Here is a 25703-nt window from a genome sequence, read left to right as displayed (position 1 = left end):
AACCATCGGCACAGTTTCGTCAAAAATGATGATAATGATGAGTTGCTCTAGATAATTCGAATTACAGGACGGCGGCAAAGGAACGCGTCCCCAGGAGCTTACTTAAGTAAGTGACTGAGGCAAGTGAGTGCAGCCAACACACCTGTAAATCGAAGTATGACGAGCAACAGAGGAACAACTGGTGAATCGCTTTATAATCGCCGACTCCAAACTCTGTATGGGTTGCCATACCTGTGAGGCGGCTTGCTCCGAAACGCACCGTCTGCACGGCCTGCAATCCATGCCACGCCTGAAAGTCATGCGTGATGCTAATGATTCCGCCCCGCAAATGTGCCATCACTGTGAAGATGCGCCGTGTGCAGGCGTGTGTCCGGTTAACGCTATCACCCGTATCGACGGGGCGGTACAGCTCAACGAAAGCCTGTGTGTAAGCTGCAAACTGTGCGGCATCGCCTGCCCATTTGGCTCGATTGAATTCTCCGGTAGCCGCCCAATTCATATCCCTGCGAATGCCAATAGCCCGAAAGCGCCACCTGCGCCTCCGGCTCCTGCACGTATCAGTTCCCTGCTCGACTGGGTGCCAGGCGTTCGCGCTATCGCCGTGAAGTGCGATCTGTGCAGCTTTGATGAGGCTGGCCCGGCGTGTGTCCGCACCTGTCCAACCAAAGCACTGCGTGTGGTTGATAACAACGACATTGCCAAATCAAGCAAACGCAAACGTGAACTGACCCTGAGCACCACGCTTGGCGATCTCACCTTGTTTACCCAGCCTGAGGTAAAAAAATGAGTGCATTTATCCTGATTCATTGGGCGCTAATGGGTTTTGTGCTAAGCGCTACGCTTGCAGGAATCACAGTTTTTAATAAACCGGTGAGCGGTTTTATTGCCGGGCTTGGCGGTGCCATCAGCTCTGTCCTTGTCCTGATTGCGGGCTTCGATGCGTTAACGGGCTTTGGCGGAATGGCGCAAATCTGGCACCAGAATATCCAGCTCAATGCGTTTAACGGCGTGTGGCTGGTCACTCTCGGTCTGCCTGGTCTGTTTATCTCGCTGTTTAATATCGACTGGCACCGTCATCAGGCGGTAAAAGCCAACGGCTTGCTGGTCAATCTGGTGATGGCGGCGGCGGTAGCGGCGCTGGTTGCCGATAACCTCGGCATGCTGGTTGTGTTAGCTGAGATCGTCGCGCTGTGCGGCTACTTCCTGACAGGCTGCCAAAAGTCCGGTCAGTTGTGGTTTGCTCTGGGCCGCCTTGGCACCGTACTGCTGGCCGTGGCGTGCTGGATGCTGTGGAAACAGTACGGCACGCTGAGCTATGCCGAATTGCATCTGTTAACCAATGGCGCACCGGTTAGCTCCGTGGTTTGGCTGCTCGGTCTGATTGGTTTTGGTTTGCTGGCGGGCATTATTCCGCTCCATGGTTGGGTGCCACAGGCTCATGCCAACGCATCTGCTCCAGCCGCCGCGCTGTTCTCCGCCGTGGTGCTGAAAATTGGCCTGTACGGCATAATGAGTTTCTCCCTTATCAGCAACGCTATGCCGTTGTGGTGGGGCATTCTGGTCGTGGTTCTGGGGATGATTACCGCGTTTATCGGCGGCCTGTACGCGCTGATGGAACACAACATCAACCGCCTGCTGGCTTACCACTCCCTTGAGAATATCGGCATTATTTTGCTCGGCCTTGGCTGTGGCCTGATGGGTCTTGCGCTGAACGAATCCACGCTGATTGCGCTGGGCATGATTGGCGGCTTGTATCACCTGTTCAACCATAGCGTGTTCAAAACCACGCTGTTCCTTGGCGCGGGCGCGGTGTGGTTCCGTACCGGTCATCGCGACATCGAAAAACTGGGCGGAATTGGCAAGCGTATGCCGCTGATTTCTATCGCCATGCTGGTCGGCCTGATGGCAATGGCCGCCCTGCCGCCGCTGAACGGCTTTGCGGGCGAATGGGTGATTTACCAGTCGTTCTTCCATCTCGGCACCCTGCCGCTGTTTATCGCACGTTTCTTAGGCCCATTGCTGGCCGTAGGCCTTGCGATTACCGGTGCGCTGGCGGTGATGTGTATGGCGAAAGTGTATGGCGTCACCTTCCTCGGCGCGCCTCGCACGCCAGAAGCTGAAAACGCGACTTCCGCACCGTTCCTGATGAGCCTGTCTGTAGCTGCACTTGCCGCCTGTTGTGTGATTGCCGGTGTCGCCGCTCCGTGGCTGATTCCGCTGTTGCAAAACGCGATCCCACTGCCGCTGCAAACCGCCAACACCACCGTTTCACAACCGATGATCACCCTGCTGCTGATTGCTTCCCCACTGCTGCCATTCATTTTGATGGTGATTTTCCGTGGCGACCGCCTGCCAAACCGCACGCGCGGTACGGCCTGGGTTTGTGGCTACGACCACGAACAAGCGATGGTGATTACCGCAGGGGGTTTTGCTCAACCCGTGAAAGCGGCCTTCGCGCCACTGCTGAAACTGCGCAAAACCCTCAACCCGGTGAAGTGGGTGCCTGGCTGGCAGTGTGATTGCCTTGCCGGTACGTTCCGTCGCCTGGCGATGATCGAACTGGCCGTGTTGCTGGTTGCGGTTTGCGCTTAAGGAGCCTGAGATGAATACCATTTTCTTTTCGTTGATTCAGGCGTTGGTGCTGTTTGCCGTTGCGCCGTTGTTGTCCGGTATCACCCGCGTCACCCGCGCCCGCATGCACAACCGCCGCGGGCCTGGCGTGATGCAGGAATATCGTGACCTGTTCAAATTGCTGAGACGCCAGAGTGTGGCGCCAGCCGCTTCCGGTTGGGTGTTCCGCCTGATGCCGTTTGTGATGGTTGGCGTGATGCTGACCATTGCGACCGCGCTGCCGGTGGTGACGCTCTATTCCCCGCTGCCGTCGCTGGGCGATTTGATCACGCTGATTTACCTGTTCGCCATCGCCCGTTTCTTCTTCGCGATTGCAGGCCTGGATACCGGCAGCCCGTTTACCGGCATCGGTGCCAGCCGTGAAGCGATGCTGGGCGTGCTGGTTGAGCCGATCCTGATTCTGGGACTGTGGGTGGCCGCACAAGTGGCGGGCAGCACACACATCAGCAATATCGCCTCCACCATCTATCACTGGCCGACTGCACAGAGCTTAACGCTGATTCTGGCGCTCGCCGCCTGTGCTTTCGCCACGTTTATCGAAATGGGCAAACTGCCGTTCGACCTCGCAGAAGCCGAGCAAGAATTGCAGGAAGGCCCGTTGACCGAATACAGCGGTGCCGGTTTTGCGGTGCTGAAATGGGGGATTTCCCTCAAGCAATTGGTTGTGCTGCAAATGTTCGTCGGCGTGTTCCTGCCGTGGGGCCAGATGAGCGAATTTAGCTGGGGCGGCCTTGTCATCGCGCTGGTTCTGGCGGCAGTCAAACTGGTCGCTGGCGTGCTGATTATCGCGCTGTTTGAGAACAGCATGGCGCGCCTGCGGATGCTGGAAACCTCGCGCATTACCTGGGCCGGTTTTGGCTTTGCCTTTTTAGCCTTCGTCTCCTTGCTGGCGGCGTGATTTAAGAGAATTTATCTATGTCTGAAGAAAAGATTGGTCAACATTATCTCGCCGCACTGCATAAGCAATTTCCTCATGCCGTGATCGACGAAGCCTGGCAGACCAAAGACCAAATCACCGTCAACGTGAAGCTCAACATGCTGCCAGAAGTGGTGGAGTGGCTTTACTACCAACAAGGCGGCTGGTTATCCGTATTGTTCGGTAACGATGAACGCCAGTTGTGCGGCAGCTATGCGGTTTACTACGTGCTTTCTATGGAAACCGGCGTGAAATGCTGGATCACCGTGCGCGTCGAAGTGGATGCCGATAAACCTGAGTTCCCGTCCGTCACGCCGCGTGTGCCAGCCGCCGTTTGGGGTGAGCGCGAAGTGCGTGATATGTACGGCCTGCAACCTGTTGGCCTGCCAGATGAACGCCGTTTAGTGCTGCCAGATGATTGGCCAGATGACCTGTATCCGCTGCGTAAAGACAGCATGGATTACCGCCAGCGCCCTGCGCCAACCAGCGACCAGGAAACTTACCAGTTCATCAACGAGCTGGGCAGCAAGAAGAACAACGTGGTGCCGATTGGCCCATTGCACGTAACGTCTGACGAACCCGGGCATTTCCGCCTGTTCGTTGACGGCGAAAACATTATCGACGCCGATTACCGCCTGTTCTACGTCCACCGTGGCATGGAAAAACTGGCTGAAACCCGCATGGGCTACAACGAAGTCACCTTCCTGTCTGACCGCGTATGTGGCATTTGTGGCTTCGCCCACAGCACCGCGTACACCACGTCTGTTGAGAACGCGATGGGGATTGTCGTGCCAGAACGCGCCCAGATGATCCGCGCGATTTTGCTGGAAGTGGAACGTCTGCACAGCCACTTGCTCAACCTCGGCCTCGCTTGCCACTTCGTCGGCTTCGACTCCGGCTTTATGCAGTTCTTCCGCGTGCGTGAGATGTCCATGAAGATGGCGGAAATCCTCACCGGCGCGCGTAAAACTTACGGCCTGAACCTGATCGGCGGGATTCGTCGCGATCTGTTAAAAGACGACATGATCCAGACGCGCCAGCTGGCACAACAGATGCGCCGTGAAGTGAAAGATCTGGTGGATATTCTGATGAGCACGCCGAATATCGAACAGCGTACCGTCGGCATTGGCCGCCTCGACCCGCAAATCGCCCGTGATTTCAGTAACGTCGGCCCAATGGTTCGCGCCAGCGGCCACGCCCGTGACACCCGCGCCGATCACCCGTTTGTCGGTTACGGCCTGCTGCCAATGGAAGTTCACAGCGAAACCGGTTGTGACGTGCTGTCGCGCCTCAAAGTGCGCATCAACGAGGTTTATACCGCGTTGAACATGATTGATTTCGGTCTGGACAACTTGCCTGGCGGGCCGCTCGCCGTTGACGGCTTCACCTACATTCCAAACCGTTTTGCACTCGGCTTCTCCGAAGCGCCTCGTGGCGATGATATTCACTGGTCGATGACCGGCGACAACCAGAAGCTGTACCGCTGGCGCTGCCGTGCGGCGACGTACGCCAACTGGCCAACGTTGCGTTACATGCTGCGTGGCAACACCGTTTCCGATGCGCCACTGATCATCGGCAGCCTGGATCCTTGCTACTCGTGTACCGATCGCATGACGGTGGTTGATGTGCGTAAGCGCAAAACCAAAGTGGTGCCGTACAAAGAGTTAGAGCGCTACAGCATTGAACGCACCAATTCGCCGCTGAAATAAGTTGAGATGCCTTGGTTTAGTACAACCCTCACCCTAACCCTCTCCCTGAGGGAGAGGGGACTGTCCGGTTTTATCCCTCACCAGGGAGCGATCGGTTTTCCCCCTCTCCTGAGGGAAATGGGATCGATCGGTATTCCCCCTCTCCTGGGGGAGAGGGTCGGGGTGAGGGCAATGTTAAAAACCAAGGCAAAACACTGGAGTCATCATGTTTAACTTCATCAAGAAAGCCATAAAAGGCGGCGTGGCCACCGAGTCATACCCGCTACAACCGATAGCCGTGGACCCTAATTTCCGTGGCAAACCGGAACACAACCCGCAGCAATGCATCGGTTGTGCGGCGTGTGTGAACGCCTGCCCGTCTAACGCATTAACGGTGGAAACCGATCTGGTTGCCGGGCAACTGGCGTGGACCTTCAATCTTGGTCGCTGCATTTTTTGCGCGCGTTGTGAAGAAGTCTGCCCAACGGCGGCCATCAAGCTTTCTCAGGAATACGAACTGGCGGTGTGGAACAAAGCCGACTTCCTGCAACAAGCGCGTTTTGATTTGTGCAATTGCCGTCAGTGCAGCAAACCTTTTGCCGTGCAAAAAGAGATTGATTACGCCATTGCTTTGCTTGAGCACAACGGCGACAAACTTGCCGAAGCGCACCGCGCCTCGTTTGAAACCTGCCCGGAATGCAAACGCCAGCAAAGCCTGGTGTCTTCCGACCAAATCGACCTTAGCCGCCAGATAAGAGAGGCCAGCTAATGAGCATTTTACTCGGCCCACGCGACGATAAAGGCATGCCCGTCCCCATGACGGTGGATGAGTCTATCGCCAGCATGAAAGCGTCACTGCTGAAAAAGATTAAACGATCTGCATACGTTTATCGCGTTGACTGCGGTGGCTGTAACGGTTGCGAAATCGAAATTTTCGCCACACTTTCGCCACTTTTCGATGCAGAACGCTTTGGTATTAAGGTGGTTCCGTCACCTCGTCATGCGGACATTTTGCTGTTTACCGGCGCGGTGACTCGCGCAATGCGTTCCCCTGCGCTGCGCGCCTGGGAATCCGCGCCGGACCCAAAAATCTGTATCTCCTACGGCGCATGCGGTAACAGCGGCGGCATCTTCCACGATCTGTATTGCGTCTGGGGCGGCACCGACAAAATCGTCCCGGTCGACGTGTATATTCCGGGCTGCCCACCGACACCTGCGGCAACACTGTACGGTTTTGCTATGGCGCTGGGCTTGCTGGAGCAAAAAATCCACGCCCGTGAAGCGAGTGAGATGGACGCTCAACCGGCGCAAATTCTGCATCCGGATATGGTTCAGCCGTTGCGTGTACGTATCGACCGCGCTGCCCGTCACCTGGCGGGTTATCGCTATGGACGCCAGATTGCTGACAGCTACATGGAAAATCTCACCGCCGGTGGCGGCAGTGTTCAGCAGTGGCTGGCACACGAGAACGATCCACGACTGACCGAGATCGTCACTCATCTGGAAGAACTGGTGAAACAGGAGCGCGTGTAATGAGCGAGTCGGTGGTCTTTTGCCAGCTTAGCCGTAAGTTTGTCGATGAAAACGACAACACCCCGAGTGATGCGCAACAGGTGGTTTATTACAGCCTCGCAATCGGCCACCATCTCGGCGTTATCGACTGCCTGAAAGAGAATCTGGTTTGCTCATTTGAACCTTACAAAGCGTGGATTGCCACGCTTGAAGAGGGCAGCGAAGCGCGGCGCAAAATGGAAGGTGTGCCGCGTTATGGCGAAATTGTTATCGACCAAAGCCATGTGGTTTTGTTAGCGAAAGCCTTTGATGCCGCAAAACCGACGCAAACCGAACAGCAGCAAATCTGGAGCCAGGAATTGCTCGACATGCTGCAAGCCATCCAACAAGAACCCGCCATTTATTTGATGGTACGGAGACGTTATGACTAACAAGAGCGTTTTACTGTGTGTCGGTAACAGCATGATGGGCGACGACGGTGCAGGCCCGTTGCTGGCCGAAAAGTGCCAGGCTGCGCCACAAGGCGACTGGGTAGTTATCGACGGCGGCACCGCACCGGAAAACGATGTGGTGGCGATTCGCGAATTGCGCCCTGAAAGATTGCTGCTGGTCGATGCCACGGATATGGGCCTCGCCCCTGGTGAAATCCGTGTTATCGACCCGGACGATATCGCCGAAATGTTTATGATGACCACCCACAACATGCCACTCAACTATCTGATTGATCAGTTGAAAGAGGATGTTGGCGAAGTGATTTTCTTAGGCATTCAGCCCGATATCGTCGGCTTTTACTACCCAATGACCGACGCGATTAAAGCGGCGGTGGAGACGGTGTATCAACGTCTGGCAGGCTGGGAAGGTAAAGGCGGTTTCGCAGATCTGGAAGCGCCGGAGTTCGAGTAAGTTTTGGTGATTTAAACACCTTATCCCTAACCCTCTCCCCCAGAAGAGGGGATTTTCCCCCTCTGTCATTTGCCCAAATGACATCGTCAAATGTGTCGATGTCACTGTCACCCCAGCCCGGATCAATGCGTAACGCCTTGAATCACGCTAGTTTCAAAGTTGGCACACTTTATGTATGTCTATCGCCGACTTATAAAAACACTCTCCCCAGGAGCTTATGATGAACCGCTTCATCATTGCAGATTCGAGCAAATGTATTGGCTGTCGCACTTGCGAAGTGGCCTGTGTCGTGTCCCATCAGGAAGCACAGGATTGCGCGGCATTAACTCCGCAAACTTTCCTGCCACGTATTCACGTGATTAAAGGCGTGAATGTTTCTACAGCGACGATGTGCCGCCAGTGCGAAGACGCACCTTGCGCTAACGTCTGTCCGAACGGTGCTATCAGCCGCGAACATGGGTTTGTGAATGTGATGCAAGAACGTTGCATCGGCTGCAAAACCTGTGTGGTTGCCTGCCCGTATGGCGCGATGGAAGTGGTCGTTCGCCCCGTCGTGCGCAACAGCGGCGCGGGTCTTAACGTGATGGCCGAAAAAGCCGAAGCGAATAAGTGCGATCTTTGCCACACCCGCGCAGAAGGCCCGGCCTGTATGGAAGCCTGCCCAACCAACGCCATTATCTGCGTTGACCGCAACAAGCTTGAACAAATGAGTGCTGAAAAACGCCGCCGTGCCGCGTTTGATGCGACTTCATCTCTGATTTTCTAATGCATTCCTAAAAATATGAAGGAATGAGATTTTCACTTTTAACAGGTCTGTTACCGATGAAAAAGATTACCAGCGTCTGCCCTTACTGTGGCGCAGGCTGCAAATTGAAATTGGTTGTTGAGAAAAACAAAATTATCCGTGCTGAAGCCGCTGATGGTGTCACAAACCAGAATGAACTCTGCCTGAAAGGCTATTACGGCTGGGATTTTCTCAACGATACCAAACTGCTCACACCGCGTTTAACGCAGCCAATGATTCGTTACGAAAAAGGCGGGAAACTCCAGCCCGTCAGTTGGGATGAAGCCATCAGCTATACCGCTAAACGTCTGAAAGCGATTAAAGAGCAACATGGCCCGCGCTCGATTATGACGACCGGTTCGTCACGCGGAACAGGTAACGAAACTAACTATGTGATGCAGAAGTTTGCACGCGGCGTGTTGCATACCAACAACGTCGACTGCTGTGCGCGTGTTTGTCACGGGCCGTCGGTTGCAGGTTTGCAGGTGACGCTGGGAAATGGCGCGATGAGCAACTCCATCGGCGATATCGAACACTCTAAGTGCCTGTTGGTGTTTGGTTATAACTGTGCCGATTCGCATCCGATTGTGGCGCGTCGGGTGATTAAAGCGAAAGAAAATGGCGCGAAAATCATTGTTTGCGATCCGCGTCGCATCGAAACCGCACGTATCGCCGACCAACATTTGCAGCTGAAAAACGGCTGCAACATGGCGCTGGTGAATGCCTTTGGTTACGTGCTGCTCGAAGAGAATCTCTACGATAAAGAGTATGTGGCGAAATACACTGACGGTTTGGATGCCTACCGTGAGGTCGTCAAAGGTTACGCACCAGAAGACGTTGAGCACCTGACCGGTGTTCCGGCACACATGGTTCGCCAGGCGATGCGTACATTTGCTGCCGCGCCTTCCGCCACCATCATGTGGGGCATGGGCGTCACGCAGTTTGGCCAGGCGGTTGACGTGGTAAAAGGCTTATCAAGCCTTGCGCTGTTGACAGGAAACCTCGGTCGCGAAAACGTCGGCGTTGGCCCGGTTCGTGGGCAGAACAACGTGCAGGGCGCGTGTGACATGGGCGTACTGCCAAACCAGTTCCCTGGCTATCAGGATGTGGTTGACCCGGAAGTACGCGCCAAATTCGCCAAAGCCTGGGGCATTAACGTCGACGATATGGACGACAAAGTCGGCGTGCGTATCACCGAAGTGCCACATATGGCTATCGAAGGCGAGATGAAAGCCTACTACATCATGGGCGAAGACCCGCTGCAGACTGAAGCCGACCTTGGCCTGGTACGCAAAGGCTTTGAAGCGCTCGATTTTGTGGTGGTGCAAGACATCTTCATGACCAAAACCGCCGAAGTGGCCGACGTTATTTTGCCAGCCACTTCCTGGGGCGAACATGGCGGCGTGTTTACCTGTGCCGACCGTGGTTTCCAGCGTTTTGAGAAAGCGATTGATGCGAAATACAACGTCAAACGTGACTGGGAAATTATCAGCCTGCTCGCCACCGAAATGGGCTACCCAATGCACTACGACAACAACCAGCAAATCTGGGATGAACTGCGCGAACTCTGCCCGCTGTTCTATGGCGTGACCTACGAGAAAATGGGTGAGATGGGCCATGTGCAATGGCCGTGTCCGACGCTTGACCATCCTGGTACGCCGTACCTCTACAAAGACAGCAAGTTCGATACGCCAAACGGTAAAGGCCAGCTTTTTGCCGCCGAGTGGCGCGCACCTGCCGAAGTGCCAGACGCGGATTATCCGCTGGTGCTGTGTACCGTTCGTGAGGTCGGACACTACTCCTGCCGCTCGATGACGGGCAACTGTGCGGCGCTGCAAACACTCGCCGATGAGCCTGGATTTGTGCAAATCAACCCGACGGATGCCAAGTTGCTCAATATCAAAGACAAGCAACTGGTGTGGGTCAGTTCGCGTCGCGGCAAAGTCATCAGCCGTGCCGAAGTGAATGAGCGCATAAATCTTGGCTCGGTGTACATGACTTACCAATGGTGGATTGGTGCGTGTAATGAACTGACTCAGGACAACCTTGACCCCATTTCCAAAACGCCGGAAACCAAGTATTGCGCGGTGAATATCAGCCAGATTGCTGACCAGCAATGGGCCGAGAACTATGCGCAAACCACCTATAGCGATATGAAAGCGCGTTTGCGCAGTGCGGTAGAAGTTTAAGAACTCCCCTCGCCCTCACCCCGACCCTCTCCCCCAGGAGAGGGAGAAAAGAATAGCTCCTTCTCCCTCAGGGAGAAGGCTGGGATGAGGGTGTTAAAACCGAACAGGAACATAAGTGAATCTTAACGGCGTGATGCTACGCATTCGCGGCAAAGTCCAGGGCGTGGGTTTTCGGCCTTTCGTCTGGCAACTGGCGCAACAACTCAAACTCACAGGCGACGTCTGTAATGACGGCGCGGGAGTATTAGTGCGCCTGACATCTGCCGCTGATGCGTTTATGACCCAGCTTCACGCCCATTGCCCACCGCTGGCGCGTATCGATAGCGTTGAACAATCCACTATGCAGTGGGAAACCCTGCCGCAGGATTTCACTATTCGCCACAGCGACAGCAGTTCGATGGACACGCAAATTGTCCCTGACGCCGCAACGTGTCCGGATTGCCTGCGCGAACTCAACGATCCAAACGATCGCCGTTATCGCTATCCGTTTATCAATTGCACCCACTGCGGCCCACGTTTCACGATTATTAACGCCATGCCGTATGACCGGCCAAACACGGTCATGGCGGCGTTCCCGCTGTGTCCGGCGTGCGAGAAAGAGTATCGCAACCCGATGGACAGGCGCTTTCATGCGCAGCCCGTCGCCTGCCCGGATTGTGGCCCGCACATGGCCTGGCAATGTGGGGAAGTGTCTTTAGAACGCGAAGATGCTCTTCAGGCTGCCGTAATGGCGTTAAAAGCCGGAAAGATCGTGGCGATAAAAGGGCTCGGCGGGTTCCATCTGGCGGTTGATGCGCGCAACAACAACGCCGTTGCCAACTTACGGGACCGTAAACATCGCCCGACAAAACCGCTGGCGGTAATGCTGCCAGACTCAGACGGATTGCCTGCGGATGTCGTCGCACAGCTCAATACTCCAGCAGCACCGATTGTCTTAATGGCGAAGTCGGATTTACCCGACTTAAGCGAGTTTATCGCACTACATCTGAACGAAGTCGGCGTCATGCTGCCCGCCAATCCACTGCAACACCTTTTGATGCAGGGCTTCGGCGCACCTCTGGTGATGACCTCCGGTAATGTAAATGCCAAACCGCCTGCCATTACCAATCAACAAGCGCGCGAAGAATTATCCAACATTGCAGACGGCTGGCTGCTGCACAATCGCGACATCGTGCAGCGTATGGATGACTCCGTGGTGCGTGCCAACGGTGAAATGCTGCGTCGTGCCCGTGGATTTGTGCCGGATGCCCTGCCGCTGCCGCCTGGTTTTGCCGCACTGCCGCCGATTCTGGCGCTGGGCGCAGATTTGAAAAATACCTTCTGTTTGCTTCGCGACAACCAGGCGGTGCTCAGCCAACATCTGGGCGATCTCTCTGAAGATGGCGTGGAGCAGCAATGGCATAAAGCGTGCACGCTGATGTGTGAAGCTTATGATTTTACGCCAGAACATGTCGTGATAGATGCCCATCCAGGCTACCACAGCGCCCGTATTGGGCGTGAAATGGGGTTGCCCATCAGCACGGTTTTGCATCACCACGCTCATGCAGTGGCTTGCATGGCCGAACACTTTTGGCCACGGGACGGGAGAGATGTCATTGCGCTAACGCTGGATGGTATTGGTTATGGCGAGAACGACCAGCTATGGGGCGGCGAATGCCTGCGTGTGAATTATCAGGAATGTGAACACTTAGGGGGTTTACCAGCCGTGTCTCTGCCTGGAGGAGATCTCGCGGCTCGCCAGCCGTGGCGCAACCTGCTCGCCCATTGCCTGACTTTTTTGCCGGACTGGCAACAATATCCAGAAACCGCAATTGTGCGCGAACAAAACTGGCCGCTACTGGCAACGGCGATTGCCCGTGGAATTAACACCCCGCTCGCCTCCTCCGCAGGTCGTCTATTCGATGCTGCTGCTGCCGCGCTTAACTGTGCACCGCTGCAACAAAGCTATGAAGGGGAAGCCGCTTGTCGCTTTGAAGCACTGGCGTCACTTAGCGGTGCCTGTCTCCATCCTGTCACCCTGCCGCTTGTTGAAGGCAAACTTGATATGGCGACGTTCTGGCAGCAATGGATGAACTGGCACGACTGTGCGCCTGCTCGCGCCTGGGCATTCCATGATGCGCTGGCAAAAGGTTTTGCTGATTTGGCTCGCAGCCACGCGCGCCGGTTGTCGATTAATACCCTCGTGTTCAGCGGTGGCGTACTGCATAACACACTGATGCGCGAACGGTTTGCGCATCATCTCGCAGATTTCAATCTGCTCTTCCCGACACTGTTACCCGCCGGTGACGGTGCTCTTGCATTGGGTCAGGCCCTGGTTGCCGCCGCCCGCTTATCCCTTCCTTCACAAGGATAAAATGATGTTCTTGCGTATTCTTCGTGACAACCCGCGCGCAGCCGTTTTGTTGGCAGTGTTAGTTGCCGCCAACCTTGCGTCCTGGGCCTGGGCGCTGGTTTCATTTCACCACAGCACTGCCTTGATGGCCGCAAGTCTGCTGGCCTGGTGCTATGGATTGCGGCATGCAGTCGATGCCGATCACATCGCGGCAATTGATAATGTGACGCGCAAAATGATGCAGCAAGGGAAACGCCCATTTGGCATTGGCGCCTGGTTTTCGCTCGGCCATTCCAGCATTGTGGTGTTGGCCTCTGTTGCGATTGCCGCCACTGCCGCTGCATTCCAGAACGATATGGACTGGTTTCATGACGTCGGCGGTGTGATTGGTACCGCAGTGTCGGCCTGTTTCTTGCTGGCAATGGCGCTGGTCAACCTGGTGATTTTACGCGGCGTTTGGCGTAATTTCCGTCAGCTAAAACGTGGCGAACCGCTTTCTGCCGAGGCGACCGATTTCACCGGTGGAGGCGTGATGAGCTGGCTGTTCCGCTCCACCTTCAAGCTGATTAACAAAAGCTGGCACATGTATCTGGTCGGCTTTTTGTTCGGCTTAGGCTTTGATACAGCAACAGAAATTGGCGTGCTGGGTATTTCAGCCGCCAGCGCATCCAGCGGTATGTCGATGTGGTCAATTCTGGTGTTCCCGGCGCTGTTTGCCAGCGGGATGGCGCTGATTGATACGCTCGACAATATGATTATGGTTGGCGCTTACGGTTGGGCGTTTAACAAGCCGCAACGCAAGCTCTATTACAATATGACGATCACCGGCACCTCTGTGGTCGTCGCCCTGTTTATCGGCGGCATGGAAGCATTAGGATTGCTGGCAGATAAGTTCGACCTGCATAACGGCTTGTGGAAATGGGTTGATGCGCTGAATGAAAACCTCGGCAATGCGGGCTTTATCGTGGTTGGGTTGTTTATTGTCTGCTGGATTGTGTCGATGCTGAATTATCGCTGGAAAGGGTATGACTCTCTGGTAGTTCGCTAGCGTAATAAAGCCTTCTCCTTGCGGAGAAGGCTTTCACATTTTTACTTCGCTTCAGCCCACGCGCGTTCAATTTCTTCGGCAAGGATCTTCACGCCTGCCTCGATTTTATCCGGCTCCGGCACATAGTTCATGCGCATACATTGATGCGTGTGCGGCCACGGTTTATCCAGCCCTGGGAAGAAATAATCCCCCGGCACCATCAAAACGCCGCGTTTTTTCAGGCGCTGATAGAGCAATTCGGTAGAGATTGGCAGGTCTTTGAACCACAACCACAGGAAAATTGCCCCCTCGGGTTTGTGGATCAGGCAGCGTTCAGGCGATAAATAGCGGCGAATTATCGCTATCGTGTCCTGAACTCGCTGGTAATAGAACGGTTTGATCACCGTCTCAGACAAACGCAGCAAATCGTTGCGCTTAATCATCTCGCACGCCATCGCTGGGCCAACGCCACCCGGTGCCAGGCTGATGATGCCGTTCATATTGCTGATAGCAGAGATGATTTTGTCATCGGCAATAATGATTCCGCATCGGCTACCCGGTAAACCCAGTTTGGACAGGCTCATACACAAGATGATGTTTGGATTCCACAGCGGGCGAGCTTCGCTGAAAATAATCCCCGGGAATGGAACGCCATAAGCGTTATCAATCACCAGTGGAATACCGTGCTGGTTGGCCAGCGCATCGAGTTTAATCAGCTCTTCATCGGTAATCACGTTGCCCGTCGGGTTGGTCGGGCGTGAGACGCAAATCATCCCGGTATCAGGGCCGATGCGCAGATGTTCAAAGTCTACGTGATATTTGAACTGGCCTTCCGGCAGCAGTTCGATGTTGGGACGCGTCGAAACAAACAGGTCTTCTTCGAGGCCGGAATCCGCATAGCCGATGTATTCCGGCGCCAATGGGAACAACACCTTTTTAGTGCTGCCATCGGCATAACGACCCGCAAACAAATTAAATAAGTAGAAAAATGCACTCTGACTGCCATTTGTCAGTGCAATATTCTGTGGTGTGATATCCCAACCTAATTCTGTGCGCAGCATATCCGCAAGCGCGTCAAGTAACTCACTTTTCCCCTGCGGGCCATCGTAATTGCATAGCGCGTCGGTCATTTTCCCGTTTGCCAGCATGTCCGCCAGCAGATCCTGGAAATAGTCATTCATCGCAGGAATTTGCGCAGGATTACCGCCACCGAGCATGATCGCTCCAGGTGTGCGCAGGCCGTCGTTGAGGTCCTCCATCAGGCGTGTAATGCCTGCATGGCGGGTAAATTTGTCGCCGAAAAGTGAAAACGTCATAACGTAGATCTGTCTTTGACCATCAAAAGAGGCTAACCATAACGCCGTAAAAGACGCGGTGCAAACGCATTAAGGATAGCCTCTTATCGGCAATATGCTGCGTATTGCGGCCAGGGCAGCACAGAATATTGCCCTGGCCCTCACCCTAACCCTCTCCCCCAGGAGAGGGAATTATCCGGTTTTCCCCTTCTCCTGGGGGAGAGGGAATTGTCCGGTTTTCCCTTCTCCTGGGGGAGAGGGAATATGATCGAGCTGTTTTGACCTTCCCCTTCTCCTGGGGGAGAAGGACGGGATGAGGGCGCTCAGTGATTTCCTGCCCAAACAACCATCACTTTGTCCTCTGCTGACTCGCGGCTGAATCCATAGCCCTCTTTCATATTCAGCGTGTTTTGTTTACCCGCGCCAATAGCCGGATGGCGGGCACGGAACTGGCTGATTTTCTGCCAATGCGAGAGAGTTGCCAGATTTTGCCCCCAGTTCATATCGGAACGCGTGCCTTGCAGCGGGTCGGAACCGGTTGGGCCAAACGGACGTTCCGTCTCATCCCCGTAGAATATCTGCACCGCGCCCGGCGCCAACAACAGCAGTTCCGCAGCACGCTGGCCTCCTTCTCGGAACAATCGGGTATCGTGCGAAGAAAGGTAGCTAAGAACATTAAAATCCTGCAACTTAGTCGCCATTTGCTGCCAGATGAGATCCATGTCCGCAAGGCAATTCACCGCTTTTGCTGCTTGATCCTGATAATCAAAATTGATCATCGCGTCAAAGCCGCTGTTGTAGTAATCACTTTTCATCACGCCGTGGCCCCAGGATTCTCCGGTCATCCAGAACGGCGCGTCATCCAGCTTCTTGTCTGGATTAGCCTTTTTCCATTCGGCCAGTGCGCTGACAGACTGCTCTTTCAACTGCTGCCAACCTGCTTTTTCAACGTGTTTTGCCGTATCTACGCGGAAACCATCAATGCCGTAATCGCGCACCCACTGGCTAAGCCAGTGAGTCAGGTAATCACGCACGGTATAACCCGCAATGTCTTTGGCGTGGGTGTCGGGTTTATGACGATAAAAGATCGGTAAACCCGCGGGTTGGGTGGATTCCGTTTTTAAGTCTGGCAAGAAAGCGAGCGACATCGTTAAGTCATCAAAACCCGGGCTGTCGTAGTTGCCAATATCAGTGCGGATCCAGTTTTTCCCCCACCAGTTTTGCCAGGCCGTGCTGTCACCGAAATTGATGTAATCATTGAAGGAATGCCAGCTTTGGCCAGGGCCAGGCTTCCAGTCAGTCCAGTGTTTGCCAAGCGTTTTTGTCAGTTCATCTCCCTTGAGATACAACGCACCGAACTGGTATTCCTGCATATCAGCAAGCGTTGCGTAGCCGGTGTGGTTCATGACGATATCGAACAAAATACGGATACCACGCTTGTGGGCTTCATCCACCAGTGTGCGCAACTCATCCTCAGTGCCCATATTGGCGTCGAGTTTTGTCCAGTCCATGGTGTAGTAACCGTGGTAGGCGTAATGCGGGAAGTCCCCTTTCGTGCCACCGCCCACCCAACCGTGGATTTGTTCCAACGGCGAGCTAATCCACAATGCGTTAACGCCCAATTGCTGGAGATAATCGAGCTTGCCGGTTAATCCGGCCAGATCTCCACCGTGAAACGTGCCAATTTCCTGCTGGCCATCTTTGTGGCGACCATAGCTGTTGTCGTTTTTCGGATTACCATTTTCAAAACGATCAGTCAGCACAAAATAGACCGTGGCGTTATGCCAGCTAAACGGTGCGGACTGTTGAGTGCTGGAAGATTCAAGCAGCAACAGACCGTTGCTGTTCGCCGCAGGCATCAGGGTAATCTGGCCTTGTTTGACCGTAGCCGTCGTCCCGCTATAGAAATCGCGTACTTCGCTGCCTTCAGCAAAAGTTTTACTGACGTCCACGGTTAACGCTTTGCCATCCCATTTTGGGCATTGCCGGGTCACATCGACCGGAGCGGCTTGTGGCTCGCTATTAACACTCAGGTTCAGCGTGGGAGTACCGCTGCGGGTGTCGATTTGTACCCGATACTGCCCTTCACGAAATAAACGCCAGACGGGTGCCTCTCCCTCGCAAGGCTTTAACGAAAGGGCCTGATTAAGCTTGATGGATTCTGCGGGCTGCCAACAGGTCTGATCGAATTTAAGACTTAACGGGAGTGTCCCTTTCGCAAGCGTTGCCTCACTGACAAACACGCCAGGAGTTTGCTCTTTGAACGCCGGAATTCCAGGGGCTGTCCACGCAGCTTGCACAAGCCCTGGAAGCAGAAGAATCAAGAGAGGTAATTTATTCATAGGGTTAAGCCCGCGATTATCTTTTATCCAGTGTGGCACTGTTTTTAATCGTAGAGTTCATCCCAAAAATGGATAGTTGGGGAGGAGATAACAGGGTGAGTGATGGCGGTATCAATACATTAAAATATGCGATAACCATCGCAAAATATGACACTTTTTGCCGTTAAAAGAAGTTCGCACGTGACATCATTTCAGAATCGGATTATTTCTTTTGGTGCTCGGGAGGTCTATTTTTGTTAGTATCTGCGTTCACTTTGTTCGAAATCCTTCACGAATAAGGCACTAGAAACGTAACGATCCGACCAGGAGATCTAATGATATCAACCCCAATCCGACGATTTGGGGCTGCGATACTTATGTTACTGACCTTCAGTTTTTCAACTGGGGTATTAGCAAGTAAACATGAGCCAAAATCGCATAAAGCCCAATTAACTGCGAAAAAAAGCACGAATACACAAAGTAAGAAACTGGCAAGTAGTAAGAAAGAGTATTCTCGCAATAGTGAAATTGCATCGCTCCCTGATTTGCGAAAATACCCTTCCGGAACACCTAGAAAAAAAGCGTTTCTCCGGACGGTCATGCCATATATTACTAGTCAAAATGCAGCGATCACTGCTGAACGTAACTGGTTGGTTTCTAAGCAGTATGAGAAACGCTGGTCACCTTCAGAGCGTGCGCGTCTGAAAGACATTACCAAACGCTATAAAATTGCGTGGAACGGTAATACCCGAAGCGTGCCGTGGAACACGTTGATGGAAAAAGTCGACATCATTCCTACCAATATGGTGGCAACGATGGCCGCAGCCGAAAGTGGCTGGGGTACGTCTAAACTCGCACGTAGCAATAACAACTTGTTTGGTATGAAGTGCAGTAAGCGCCATTGCAACAGCGAGCCTGGCAAAGTTAAAGGCTATTTGCATTACGATTCAGTTAAAGAAGGCGTTAACTCTTACGTAACAAATTTGAATACGCACCCGGCCTATAAATCTTTCCGTAAATCACGCGCTCAATTGCGTAAAGCGGATCAAGAAGTAACGGCCAGCAACATGATTCATAAGCTGAAAGGGTATTCCACAAAGGGTAACAGCTATAACAACTACCTATTTGCGATGTACCAGACCAATCAGCGTTTTATGACACCGAACTAATTAATTAAAATAAATTGTTAATAATAAGTAATAATTCACGCCTTCATATCGAAGGCGTTTTTTTTAATATCTACACTAATATTTCGCTGTAACGCTCGCGGTGTTCTTTCGGGGTCGCGTCATACTCTTTCTTGAATACAGAATAGAAATATTGCAGCGAGGGATAACCGCACATCTGCGATATTTCATTGATCGACAAAGAGGTAGAGACCAGCAGGCTACGCGCTTTTTCAAGTTTTTCGGCGTGAATCATCGCGTGAATAGTCTCCCCCACTTCCTCTTTAAAACGCTTCTCCAGGTTGGAACGTGAGATCCCAACCGCATCCAGCACCTGTTCAACTTTTATCCCTTTGCAGGCGTGATTGCGGATGTAATGCATAGCCTGAATCACAGCCGGGTCGTGCAAAGAGCGGTAATCCGTTGAGCGGCGTTCGACGACGCGCACTGGCGGAACCAGAACCCGTTGCAAGGCGAGCGGCTCGTTATCCAGCAGGCGATGTAATAATTTGGCGGCCTGATACCCCATTTGCCGGGTGCCCTGCGCCACTGATGAAAGTGCCACTCGCGACAAATAGCGCGTCAGTTCTTCGTTATCAATGCCAATCACACATAACTTTTCCGGCACCGGAATATGCAAATGCTCGCAGACTTGCAGCAGATGGCGCGCACGCGCATCTGTCACCGCAATAATCCCGGTCTGTGGAGGCAGCGTTTGCACCCAATCAGCCAAACGATTTTGCGCGTGCTGCCAGTTTTCTGGCGCGGTTTCTATCCCCTGATAAACCACACCACGATATTTTTCTTTCGCCACCAGTTGGTTAAAAGCATATTCGCGCTCCATCGCCCAACGCTTTCCGCTAGAATTAGGTAAACCATAGAAAGCGAAACGCTGAACACCCTTTTCTTTGAGATGCAAAAACGCACTTTCCACTAACGCGCGGTTATCCGTCGCAATGTAATGCACTGGCGGATAGTGTTCAGGTAAGTGGTAAGAACCCCCGACGCCGACAATGGGCACGTCGGCCCCCTCTAATAAACGCTGGATTTCTGCATCATCGAAATCGGCAATCACGCCATCGCCTAACCACTCCTTGATGTTATCGATACGAGCGCGGAAATCTTCTTCGATAAAAATGTCCCACTTAGTTTGAGACGCCTGCAAATATTCGCCAACCCCTTCCACTACCTGGCGGTCGTAGGCTTTATTGGCATTGAATAACAACGTAATGCGATGACGCTTCTCAAACATACTTGTTTCCCTGATAACAAAACCTTAGATGCCATACACTATACCCAATGGATTTCAAGTTGCAGGAAGGCGGCAAGAGAATGAGACCCGACGAGCTTACTAAAGTAAGTGATTCGGGCGATTGAACGTAGCCAACACACCTGCAACTTGAAAGACGACGGGTATTCTTACGCTCTGCGTTTGGTAGCCGAATCCATCCAAACCGCCAGCAGCAAAATCGCACCTTTGACGATGTACTGCCAGAACGTGGGAACGTCCATCATGCTCATTCCGTTATCCAGAGAAGCCATGATAAATGCCCCCATCACGGCGCCCGCAACACTCCCTACACCGCCCGCAAGACTCGTACCACCAATCACACATGCCGCGATGGCATCAAGTTCAGCAATGTTCCCGGCTGACGGGGAGCCAGCCCCCAAACGTGAGCTTAGAATCAACCCGGCAATCGCAACCATAAGTCCATTGATGGCAAAGACCGCCAATTTGGTGCGCTCTACATTAATACCAGACAGTCGCGCCGCTTCGATATTGCCGCCAATCGCATAAATACGCCGGCCAAATGCGGTGCGGGTCGCCATAAACATTCCCGCCAACAGTAGTAACGTCAGCAGCAGTACCGGTGTTGGCACACCGCGATAATCATTAAGTAGCCAGATTGCGCCTAACACGATCACCACAGTCACTGCCTGACGCCCTACAACGCCTGTTGATGCAGGTGTTGCCAGCCCTAGCGCCTGACGGCGGATACGCATTCGCCATTGCCAGGCGACAAAAATGACGAGCCCTAATGTGCCGATACCAAAGCCAATACCTTCCGGGAGATAACTTTGTCCGATTTGCGACATATCGGCGCTGGTTGGCGAAACGGTGGTGCCGTTAGTAATACCAATCAGTACGCCACGAAACGCCAGCATTCCGGCGAGTGTGACGATAAATGAAGGGACTTTGCGATAGGCCACCCACCACCCATTCCATGCCCCCAGAACCAGGCCCAGAGCCAGTGTCACAACAATAGTCAGCGGCAGTGGCCACCCTAGCCAGACATCGAAAATCGCTGCCACACCGCCCAACAAGCCCATCATCGAGCCAACGGAAAGGTCAATTTCTGCCGAGATAATGACGAACACCATCCCTACCGCCAGGATCCCCGTGATCGCCGTCTGGCGTAGCAGGTTAGATACGTTCCTGGCACTGAGGTAAGCGCCTTCGGTAGTCCAGGTGAAGAAGAGCATGATCACCACAATCGCGGCAATCATGACAAAAACCTGGAGGTTAAGCGCCCGCAACCCCGCTAATGGTGAAGCCGTAGGTGCCGTGAGTTTCAGTTCAGACGGATTGGTTTTCGACATGCTTTTCACTCCTCAGTGCGGCTTCCATGACTTGCTCCTGGGTCAAATTGTTATTCACCAGGTCAGCTTTAATGCGCCCTTCATGCATCACCAACACTCGGTCGCTCAGACCCAGTACTTCTGGTAATTCTGATGAGATAACGATGACCGCAATGCCTTGTTGCACCAGTTGGTTGATAAGTTTGTAGATTTCATATTTCGCGCCGATATCAATGCCACGCGTGGGTTCATCCAAAATCAGGATGCGGGGATTGAGCAACAGACAACGCGCCAGAATCGCTTTTTGCTGATTGCCCCCGCTCAGGCGGCCAATAGATAACTCGGGCGATGACGTTTTCACTTTTAGCCGCTGAATAGATTGCAGGATGCAGTTAAGTTCTGCGGCATCATCAAGGTGAGTTAACGTCCCAGAAAACTGGCTTAACGCGGCAAGCGTGATGTTGTGCCCTACGGCCATAATCGGCACGATGCCATCTTTTTTTCGGTCTTCAGGCACCATCGCAATACCATGCGCAATGGCTTGCTGGCAGCTACCAATAGTGACCTGTTTGTTATCGATGAAAATACGCCCTTCAGATTTACCCGGCCAGACGCCAAATAAGCACTGCACCGCTTCGGTACGCCCCGCACCAACGAGTCCGGCAATGCCCAGAATTTCGCCTTTATGCAGTGAAAACGAAATGTCGTTCACCCGTTTAATTTGCCGGTTTACCGGATGCCAGGCGGTAAGATGCTCAACACGCAGAATTTCATCGCCAGTCTGGTGCGGCTCATTGGGGTAAAGCGCCGTAAGCTCGCGCCCAACCATCATGGTGATAATGTCTTCTTCACGAAGCAGTGTCGCATCACGGGTGCCGATGTGTTGGCCGTCGCGGATGACGCAGATGGTGTCGGAAATCGCTTTAACTTCATTGAGTTTATGGGAGATATAAACACAGGCGATGCCATGCGCTTGCAGGTCACGAATAATCCCCAACAGCACTGCCGTTTCTTGTTCGGTTAACGAGGCGGTGGGTTCATCCAGAATAAGTAAACGCACCTGTTTATTCAGTGCCTTGGCAATTTCTACCAGCTGTTGTTGCCCCAGCCCAAGCGACCCCACGCGCGTATCCGGAGAAATATTTAAGCTCACCTGCGCGAGCAATTTTTGGCATCGGAGCGTCATGCTGTCGTAGTCCAACACTCCGCGGCGTGATATTTCTGCGCCGAGGAAAATATTCTCAAGCACAGTTAAATGCTTAACCAACGCCAGCTCCTGGTGAATTATCGCAATACCTTTGCGCTCAGTATCACGGATATGGCTCGCCTGAAGCTTTTCTCCAGCAAACCAAATTTCACCCTCGTAACTGCCGAATGGATAAATGCCGCACAGTACTTTCATCAGCGTAGATTTGCCGGAGCCGTTCTCGCCACAAAGCGACATCACTTCACCGGAATCCACTGACAGACTGACACTATCAACCGCCTTCACGACGCCGAAGGTTTTGGTGATATTTTTCATTTCCAGTAAACAAGGCATAGCCACTCCTTTACCTGTTTTAAGGGTGGGTATCGCCCGTGACAAAGCACGGGCGCAGGGGCTATAGCTCGTTCTTTTTGTGGAAACCGTCAGCCACAACGGTGCTGTCTATATTGGCTTTGTCGACTTCGATGGGTGTCAGAAGGCGTGAAGGGACATCTTTAACGCCGTTATTGAGAGTGGCATCGGAAGCGGGTTGCTTTCCTTCGCCTAATTCCACAGCAATTTCAGCGGCTGTATTCGCAAGCTTGGTGATGGGCTTATAAACCGTCATGGTTTGCGTACCGGCAATGATACGTTTCACACCGGCTAAATCCGCGTCCTGGCCGGAAATCGCCACTTTGCCCGCCAGCCCCTGGGCGCTTAACGCCTGGATTGCCCCACCTGCCGTTGCATCGTTTGACGCAACGACGGCATCAATTTTATTGTTATTAGCCGTCAGCGCATTCTCCATAATTTTCAATGCGTTCTCAGGCAACCATCCATCTGCCCATTGGTCGCCGACAACTTTTATTTTCCCGCTGTCAATATAGGGCTTTAATACTTTCATCTGCCCTTCGCGGAATAACTTGGCATTATTATCAACCGGCGACCCGCCCATCAAAAAATAATTTCCAGAAGGGACTTTATTAACAATGCTTTGCGCCTGAAGTTCACCGACTTTTTCATTATCAAAGGAAATATAATAATCAATGTCTGCATTATTAATCATGCGATCATAAGCTAATACTTTTATCCCCTCTCTTTTGGCTTCCGCGATGACGTTACTCAACACCTGGCCGTTGTAAGGAATAATGACCAACACATCTACGCCACGGTTGATCATGTTTTCTATTTGCGACATTTGCGTTTCTTCGTTGCCATTAGCCGACTGAACAAAGACTTTCGCCCCCAACGATTCGGCTTTTTTAACAAAAATATCGCGGTCTTTCTGCCAGCGCTCGAGGCGTAAATCATCGATGGCCATGCCGATCTTCACTTCTTTTGCGATGCTGCAGGTGCTGGTTAGAACGAGTGAGGCACACAACGTTAGTAAGAGGTTCTTAATCTTCATTCTCATTTTTTATACCTGTATAGGGTTGGAATAAATCGGATTAAAAATTATTAACATCTGTTGACCGACTGGAATTGTTGTCTGTGAATGCGAATCCAGCAATTATAGATTTTTATCTTCTCATTATGTTTTTTGGTTTAATTGTTAATTTATGATGGCGATCGGGTTTTAATTTAACAAAACCACCCCTTGCATTATTTATTGGAATATCCCTCGAAATGTTTCATTCATTATTTTAAGCTTTTTTGCGAGACAGCGCACATTTGAGCATTCTCTTAATCGCAGTGTGAAATAACGTAATTGAGCAAGTTCCAGGGAAAATACAGGATGGTTACAGAATCGCTTACTTGCCGTCCCCATGATTACGGAGTCAATTATGCAAACCTATTTCGACCAGCTTGAACGTGTACGTTTTGAAGGCCCTAAAACCGCTAACCCGCTGGCATTTCGCCACTACAATCCAGATGAAATCGTGCTGGGTAAACGTATGGAAGAACACCTGCGCTTTGCTGCTTGTTACTGGCATAACTTCTGCTGGAATGGTGCTGATATGTTTGGCGCTGGTTCTTTCGAACGTCCGTGGCAACGCGCAGGTGACGCATTAGGTCTTGCAAAACTAAAAGCGGACGTAGCCTTCGAATTCTTCCACAAACTGAATGTTCCGTATTACTGCTTCCATGATGTGGACGTCTCACCAGAAGGGGCATCACTGAAAGAGTACTTGAACAATTTCGCAGAAATGACCGAAGTGCTGGCACAAAAACAGCAGGAAAGCGGCGTGAAATTGCTGTGGGGTACGGCCAACTGCTTTACCAATCCTCGTTATGGTGCAGGCGCGGCTACCAGCCCGGACCCGGAAGTCTTCTCCTGGGCCGCAACACAAGTCGTTACCGCGATGAATGCGACTCATCAATTGGGCGGCGAAAACTATGTGCTGTGGGGCGGGCGTGAAGGCTACGAATCACTGCTCAATACCGATTTACGTCAGGAGCGTGAGCAAATTGGCCGCTTCTTACAGATGGTGGTTGAGCATAAACACAAAATTGGTTTCCGTGGCACATTGCTCATCGAACCTAAACCACAAGAGCCAACCAAACATCAATACGATTACGATGTTGCGACGGTCTACGGCTTCCTGAAACAGTTCGGTCTGGAAAAAGAGATCAAAGTTAACATTGAAGCGAACCATGCAACTCTTGCTGGCCACTCTTTCCATCATGAAATCGCCAGCGCAATTGCGTTGGGCATCTTCGGCTCCGTCGATGCTAACCGTGGCGACCCGCAACTGGGTTGGGATACAGACCAGTTCCCGAACAGCGTGGAAGAAAACTCACTGGTGATGTACGAAATTCTGAAAGCAGGTGGTTTCACCACGGGTGGCCTGAACTTTGACGCCAAAGTACGTCGTCAAAGCACCGATAAGTACGACCTGTTCTATGGCCATATTGGCGCGATGGATGTCATGGCGCTGTCGCTAAAAATTGCCGCTCGCATGATTGAAGATGGCGAACTGGATAAGCGCGTTGCGAAACGTTACGCCGGTTGGAATGGTGAACTGGGTCAGCAAATTCTGAAAGGCCAAATGTCACTTTCACAGATTGCACAGTACGCTGAACAGCATAACCTGAATCCGCAGCATCAGAGCGGTCGCCAGGAATTGCTGGAAAACCTGGTGAATCACTATCTGTTCGACAAGTAAGTTTACTGTTCGATTATTCACGACTTCCCGCGCTACGGTTTACGTAGCGCGGTCATAAGGAACAGC

Annotated in this window: 20 protein-coding genes; 14 read left to right on the top strand and 6 right to left on the bottom strand. The window is 52.7% G+C overall.

Going from position 1 to position 25703, the window contains the following annotated elements; all coding sequences use genetic code 11:
- The first annotated feature begins 181 nt into the window (after positions 1-181).
- The 12 genes from BSPA111_RS16240 to BSPA111_RS16185 all read left to right on the top strand — a co-directional run bounded on the left by BSPA111_RS16240 (position 182) and on the right by BSPA111_RS16185 (position 14003).
- A complete protein-coding gene (locus BSPA111_RS16240) occupies positions 182-787 on the top strand; it encodes a 4Fe-4S dicluster domain-containing protein (protein ID WP_183272189.1) in 606 nt (201 codons plus the stop codon).
- Entirely contained in the window at positions 784-2592 is a 1809-nt protein-coding gene (hycC, locus tag BSPA111_RS16235) for a formate hydrogenlyase subunit 3 (RefSeq protein ID WP_183272188.1), read from the top strand. The genes BSPA111_RS16240 and hycC overlap by 4 nt, the downstream gene beginning before the upstream one ends.
- A 10-nt stretch (positions 2593-2602) precedes the next feature.
- Positions 2603-3529 carry a respiratory chain complex I subunit 1 family protein gene (locus BSPA111_RS16230; RefSeq protein ID WP_183272187.1) on the top strand — a complete coding sequence of 309 codons (927 nt, stop codon included), beginning with the start codon at positions 2603-2605 and terminating at the stop codon, positions 3527-3529.
- Positions 3530-3546: 17 nt separating this feature from the next.
- Positions 3547-5256 (top strand): NADH-quinone oxidoreductase subunit C, encoded by a 1710-nt coding sequence (locus BSPA111_RS16225; RefSeq protein ID WP_183272186.1) that lies wholly within the window; start codon positions 3547-3549, stop codon positions 5254-5256.
- Between the two features lie 205 nt (positions 5257-5461).
- On the top strand, positions 5462-6004 hold the full coding sequence (locus BSPA111_RS16220; RefSeq protein ID WP_034460466.1) for a formate hydrogenlyase complex iron-sulfur subunit: 543 nt from the start codon (positions 5462-5464) through the stop codon (positions 6002-6004).
- Positions 6004-6768, top strand: coding sequence for an NADH-quinone oxidoreductase subunit B family protein (locus tag BSPA111_RS16215; RefSeq protein WP_183272185.1), 765 nt, complete (start codon positions 6004-6006; stop codon positions 6766-6768). The genes BSPA111_RS16220 and BSPA111_RS16215 overlap by 1 nt, the downstream gene beginning before the upstream one ends.
- The gene (locus tag BSPA111_RS16210; RefSeq protein WP_183272184.1) at positions 6768-7178 is read left to right on the top strand and encodes a formate hydrogenlyase maturation HycH family protein; all 411 of its coding nucleotides are present in this window, start codon (positions 6768-6770) and stop codon (positions 7176-7178) included. Before BSPA111_RS16215 ends, BSPA111_RS16210 begins: the two co-directional genes overlap by 1 nt.
- Positions 7171-7650, top strand: coding sequence for a hydrogenase maturation peptidase HycI (gene hycI / locus BSPA111_RS16205; RefSeq protein ID WP_183272183.1), 480 nt, complete (start codon positions 7171-7173; stop codon positions 7648-7650). Before BSPA111_RS16210 ends, hycI begins: the two co-directional genes overlap by 8 nt.
- Positions 7651-7870: 220 nt before the next feature.
- Positions 7871-8416 (top strand): electron transport protein HydN, encoded by a 546-nt coding sequence (gene hydN, locus BSPA111_RS16200; protein WP_183272365.1) that lies wholly within the window; start codon positions 7871-7873, stop codon positions 8414-8416.
- A gap of 56 nt (positions 8417-8472) precedes the next feature.
- Complete coding sequence (gene fdhF, locus BSPA111_RS16195; RefSeq protein WP_183272182.1) at positions 8473-10623, top strand: formate dehydrogenase subunit alpha; 2151 nt, start codon at positions 8473-8475, stop codon at positions 10621-10623.
- Positions 10624-10756: 133 nt separating this feature from the next.
- Positions 10757-12976 (top strand): carbamoyltransferase HypF, encoded by a 2220-nt coding sequence (gene hypF / locus BSPA111_RS16190; RefSeq protein WP_183272364.1) that lies wholly within the window; start codon positions 10757-10759, stop codon positions 12974-12976.
- A gap of 4 nt (positions 12977-12980) precedes the next feature.
- A complete protein-coding gene (locus BSPA111_RS16185) occupies positions 12981-14003 on the top strand; it encodes a HoxN/HupN/NixA family nickel/cobalt transporter (RefSeq protein WP_183272363.1) in 1023 nt (340 codons plus the stop codon).
- Positions 14004-14044: 41 nt separating this feature from the next.
- Here the strand turns inward: BSPA111_RS16185 and avtA are convergent, their stop codons facing one another.
- Both avtA and BSPA111_RS16175 read right to left on the bottom strand, forming a co-directional pair.
- A complete protein-coding gene (gene avtA / locus BSPA111_RS16180; RefSeq protein ID WP_183272181.1) occupies positions 14045-15298 on the bottom strand; it encodes a valine--pyruvate transaminase in 1254 nt (417 codons plus the stop codon).
- A 302-nt stretch (positions 15299-15600) separates the two neighbouring features.
- Positions 15601-17619, bottom strand: a complete 2019-nt coding sequence (locus BSPA111_RS16175; protein WP_183272180.1) for an alpha-amylase — start codon at positions 17617-17619, stop codon at positions 15601-15603.
- Positions 17620-17933: 314 nt separating this feature from the next.
- On the opposite strand from BSPA111_RS16175, the gene BSPA111_RS16170 reads away from it, so the two are divergent.
- Positions 17934-18767: a protein bax gene (locus BSPA111_RS16170; RefSeq protein WP_183272179.1), complete on the top strand. Its 834-nt coding sequence runs from the start codon at positions 17934-17936 to the stop codon at positions 18765-18767.
- Between the two features lie 70 nt (positions 18768-18837).
- Here BSPA111_RS16170 and xylR read toward each other — a convergent pair whose 3' ends face one another.
- The 4 genes from xylR to xylF form a co-directional block, all read right to left on the bottom strand.
- Entirely contained in the window at positions 18838-20016 is a 1179-nt protein-coding gene (gene xylR / locus BSPA111_RS16165; RefSeq protein ID WP_183272178.1) for a D-xylose utilization transcriptional activator XylR, read from the bottom strand.
- Between the two features lie 167 nt (positions 20017-20183).
- The gene (gene xylH / locus BSPA111_RS16160) at positions 20184-21365 is read right to left on the bottom strand and encodes a xylose ABC transporter permease XylH (RefSeq protein ID WP_183272177.1); all 1182 of its coding nucleotides are present in this window, start codon (positions 21363-21365) and stop codon (positions 20184-20186) included.
- Positions 21343-22884: a xylose ABC transporter ATP-binding protein gene (locus BSPA111_RS16155; RefSeq protein ID WP_183272176.1), complete on the bottom strand. Its 1542-nt coding sequence runs from the start codon at positions 22882-22884 to the stop codon at positions 21343-21345. Before BSPA111_RS16155 ends, xylH begins: the two co-directional genes overlap by 23 nt.
- A 61-nt stretch (positions 22885-22945) precedes the next feature.
- Entirely contained in the window at positions 22946-23938 is a 993-nt protein-coding gene (gene xylF, locus BSPA111_RS16150; protein WP_183272362.1) for a D-xylose ABC transporter substrate-binding protein, read from the bottom strand.
- A gap of 376 nt (positions 23939-24314) precedes the next feature.
- On the opposite strand from xylF, the gene xylA reads away from it, so the two are divergent.
- Entirely contained in the window at positions 24315-25637 is a 1323-nt protein-coding gene (gene xylA, locus BSPA111_RS16145; RefSeq protein ID WP_183272175.1) for a xylose isomerase, read from the top strand.
- Positions 25638-25703 lie beyond the last annotated feature (66 nt).

Origin of the sequence: Buttiauxella sp. A111, from assembly GCF_014189855.1 — a bacterium.
In the GTDB taxonomy this organism is placed as follows: domain Bacteria; phylum Pseudomonadota; class Gammaproteobacteria; order Enterobacterales; family Enterobacteriaceae; genus Buttiauxella; species Buttiauxella selenatireducens.
The sequence above is the reverse complement of the archived record's forward strand: the minus strand, read 5'-3'. Positions and strand labels throughout refer to the sequence as shown.

Coding starts and splice junctions, on each gene's coding strand:
- hypF (WP_183272364.1), top strand. CDS start 10,757: ATGCTACGCATTCGCGGCAAAGTCCAGGGCGTGGGTTTTCGGCCTTTC.
- BSPA111_RS16170 (WP_183272179.1), top strand. CDS start 17,934: ATGATATCAACCCCAATCCGACGATTTGGGGCTGCGATACTTATGTTA.
- BSPA111_RS16210 (WP_183272184.1), top strand. CDS start 6,768: ATGAGCGAGTCGGTGGTCTTTTGCCAGCTTAGCCGTAAGTTTGTCGAT.
- xylA (WP_183272175.1), top strand. CDS start 24,315: ATGCAAACCTATTTCGACCAGCTTGAACGTGTACGTTTTGAAGGCCCT.
- BSPA111_RS16215 (WP_183272185.1), top strand. CDS start 6,004: ATGAGCATTTTACTCGGCCCACGCGACGATAAAGGCATGCCCGTCCCC.
- fdhF (WP_183272182.1), top strand. CDS start 8,473: ATGAAAAAGATTACCAGCGTCTGCCCTTACTGTGGCGCAGGCTGCAAA.
- hycI (WP_183272183.1), top strand. CDS start 7,171: ATGACTAACAAGAGCGTTTTACTGTGTGTCGGTAACAGCATGATGGGC.
- hydN (WP_183272365.1), top strand. CDS start 7,871: ATGAACCGCTTCATCATTGCAGATTCGAGCAAATGTATTGGCTGTCGC.
- BSPA111_RS16185 (WP_183272363.1), top strand. CDS start 12,981: ATGTTCTTGCGTATTCTTCGTGACAACCCGCGCGCAGCCGTTTTGTTG.
- xylH (WP_183272177.1), bottom strand. CDS start 21,365: ATGTCGAAAACCAATCCGTCTGAACTGAAACTCACGGCACCTACGGCT.
- BSPA111_RS16225 (WP_183272186.1), top strand. CDS start 3,547: ATGTCTGAAGAAAAGATTGGTCAACATTATCTCGCCGCACTGCATAAG.
- xylF (WP_183272362.1), bottom strand. CDS start 23,938: ATGAAGATTAAGAACCTCTTACTAACGTTGTGTGCCTCACTCGTTCTA.
- BSPA111_RS16155 (WP_183272176.1), bottom strand. CDS start 22,884: ATGCCTTGTTTACTGGAAATGAAAAATATCACCAAAACCTTCGGCGTC.
- BSPA111_RS16175 (WP_183272180.1), bottom strand. CDS start 17,619: ATGAATAAATTACCTCTCTTGATTCTTCTGCTTCCAGGGCTTGTGCAA.
- BSPA111_RS16220 (WP_034460466.1), top strand. CDS start 5,462: ATGTTTAACTTCATCAAGAAAGCCATAAAAGGCGGCGTGGCCACCGAG.
- hycC (WP_183272188.1), top strand. CDS start 784: ATGAGTGCATTTATCCTGATTCATTGGGCGCTAATGGGTTTTGTGCTA.
- avtA (WP_183272181.1), bottom strand. CDS start 15,298: ATGACGTTTTCACTTTTCGGCGACAAATTTACCCGCCATGCAGGCATT.
- xylR (WP_183272178.1), bottom strand. CDS start 20,016: ATGTTTGAGAAGCGTCATCGCATTACGTTGTTATTCAATGCCAATAAA.
- BSPA111_RS16230 (WP_183272187.1), top strand. CDS start 2,603: ATGAATACCATTTTCTTTTCGTTGATTCAGGCGTTGGTGCTGTTTGCC.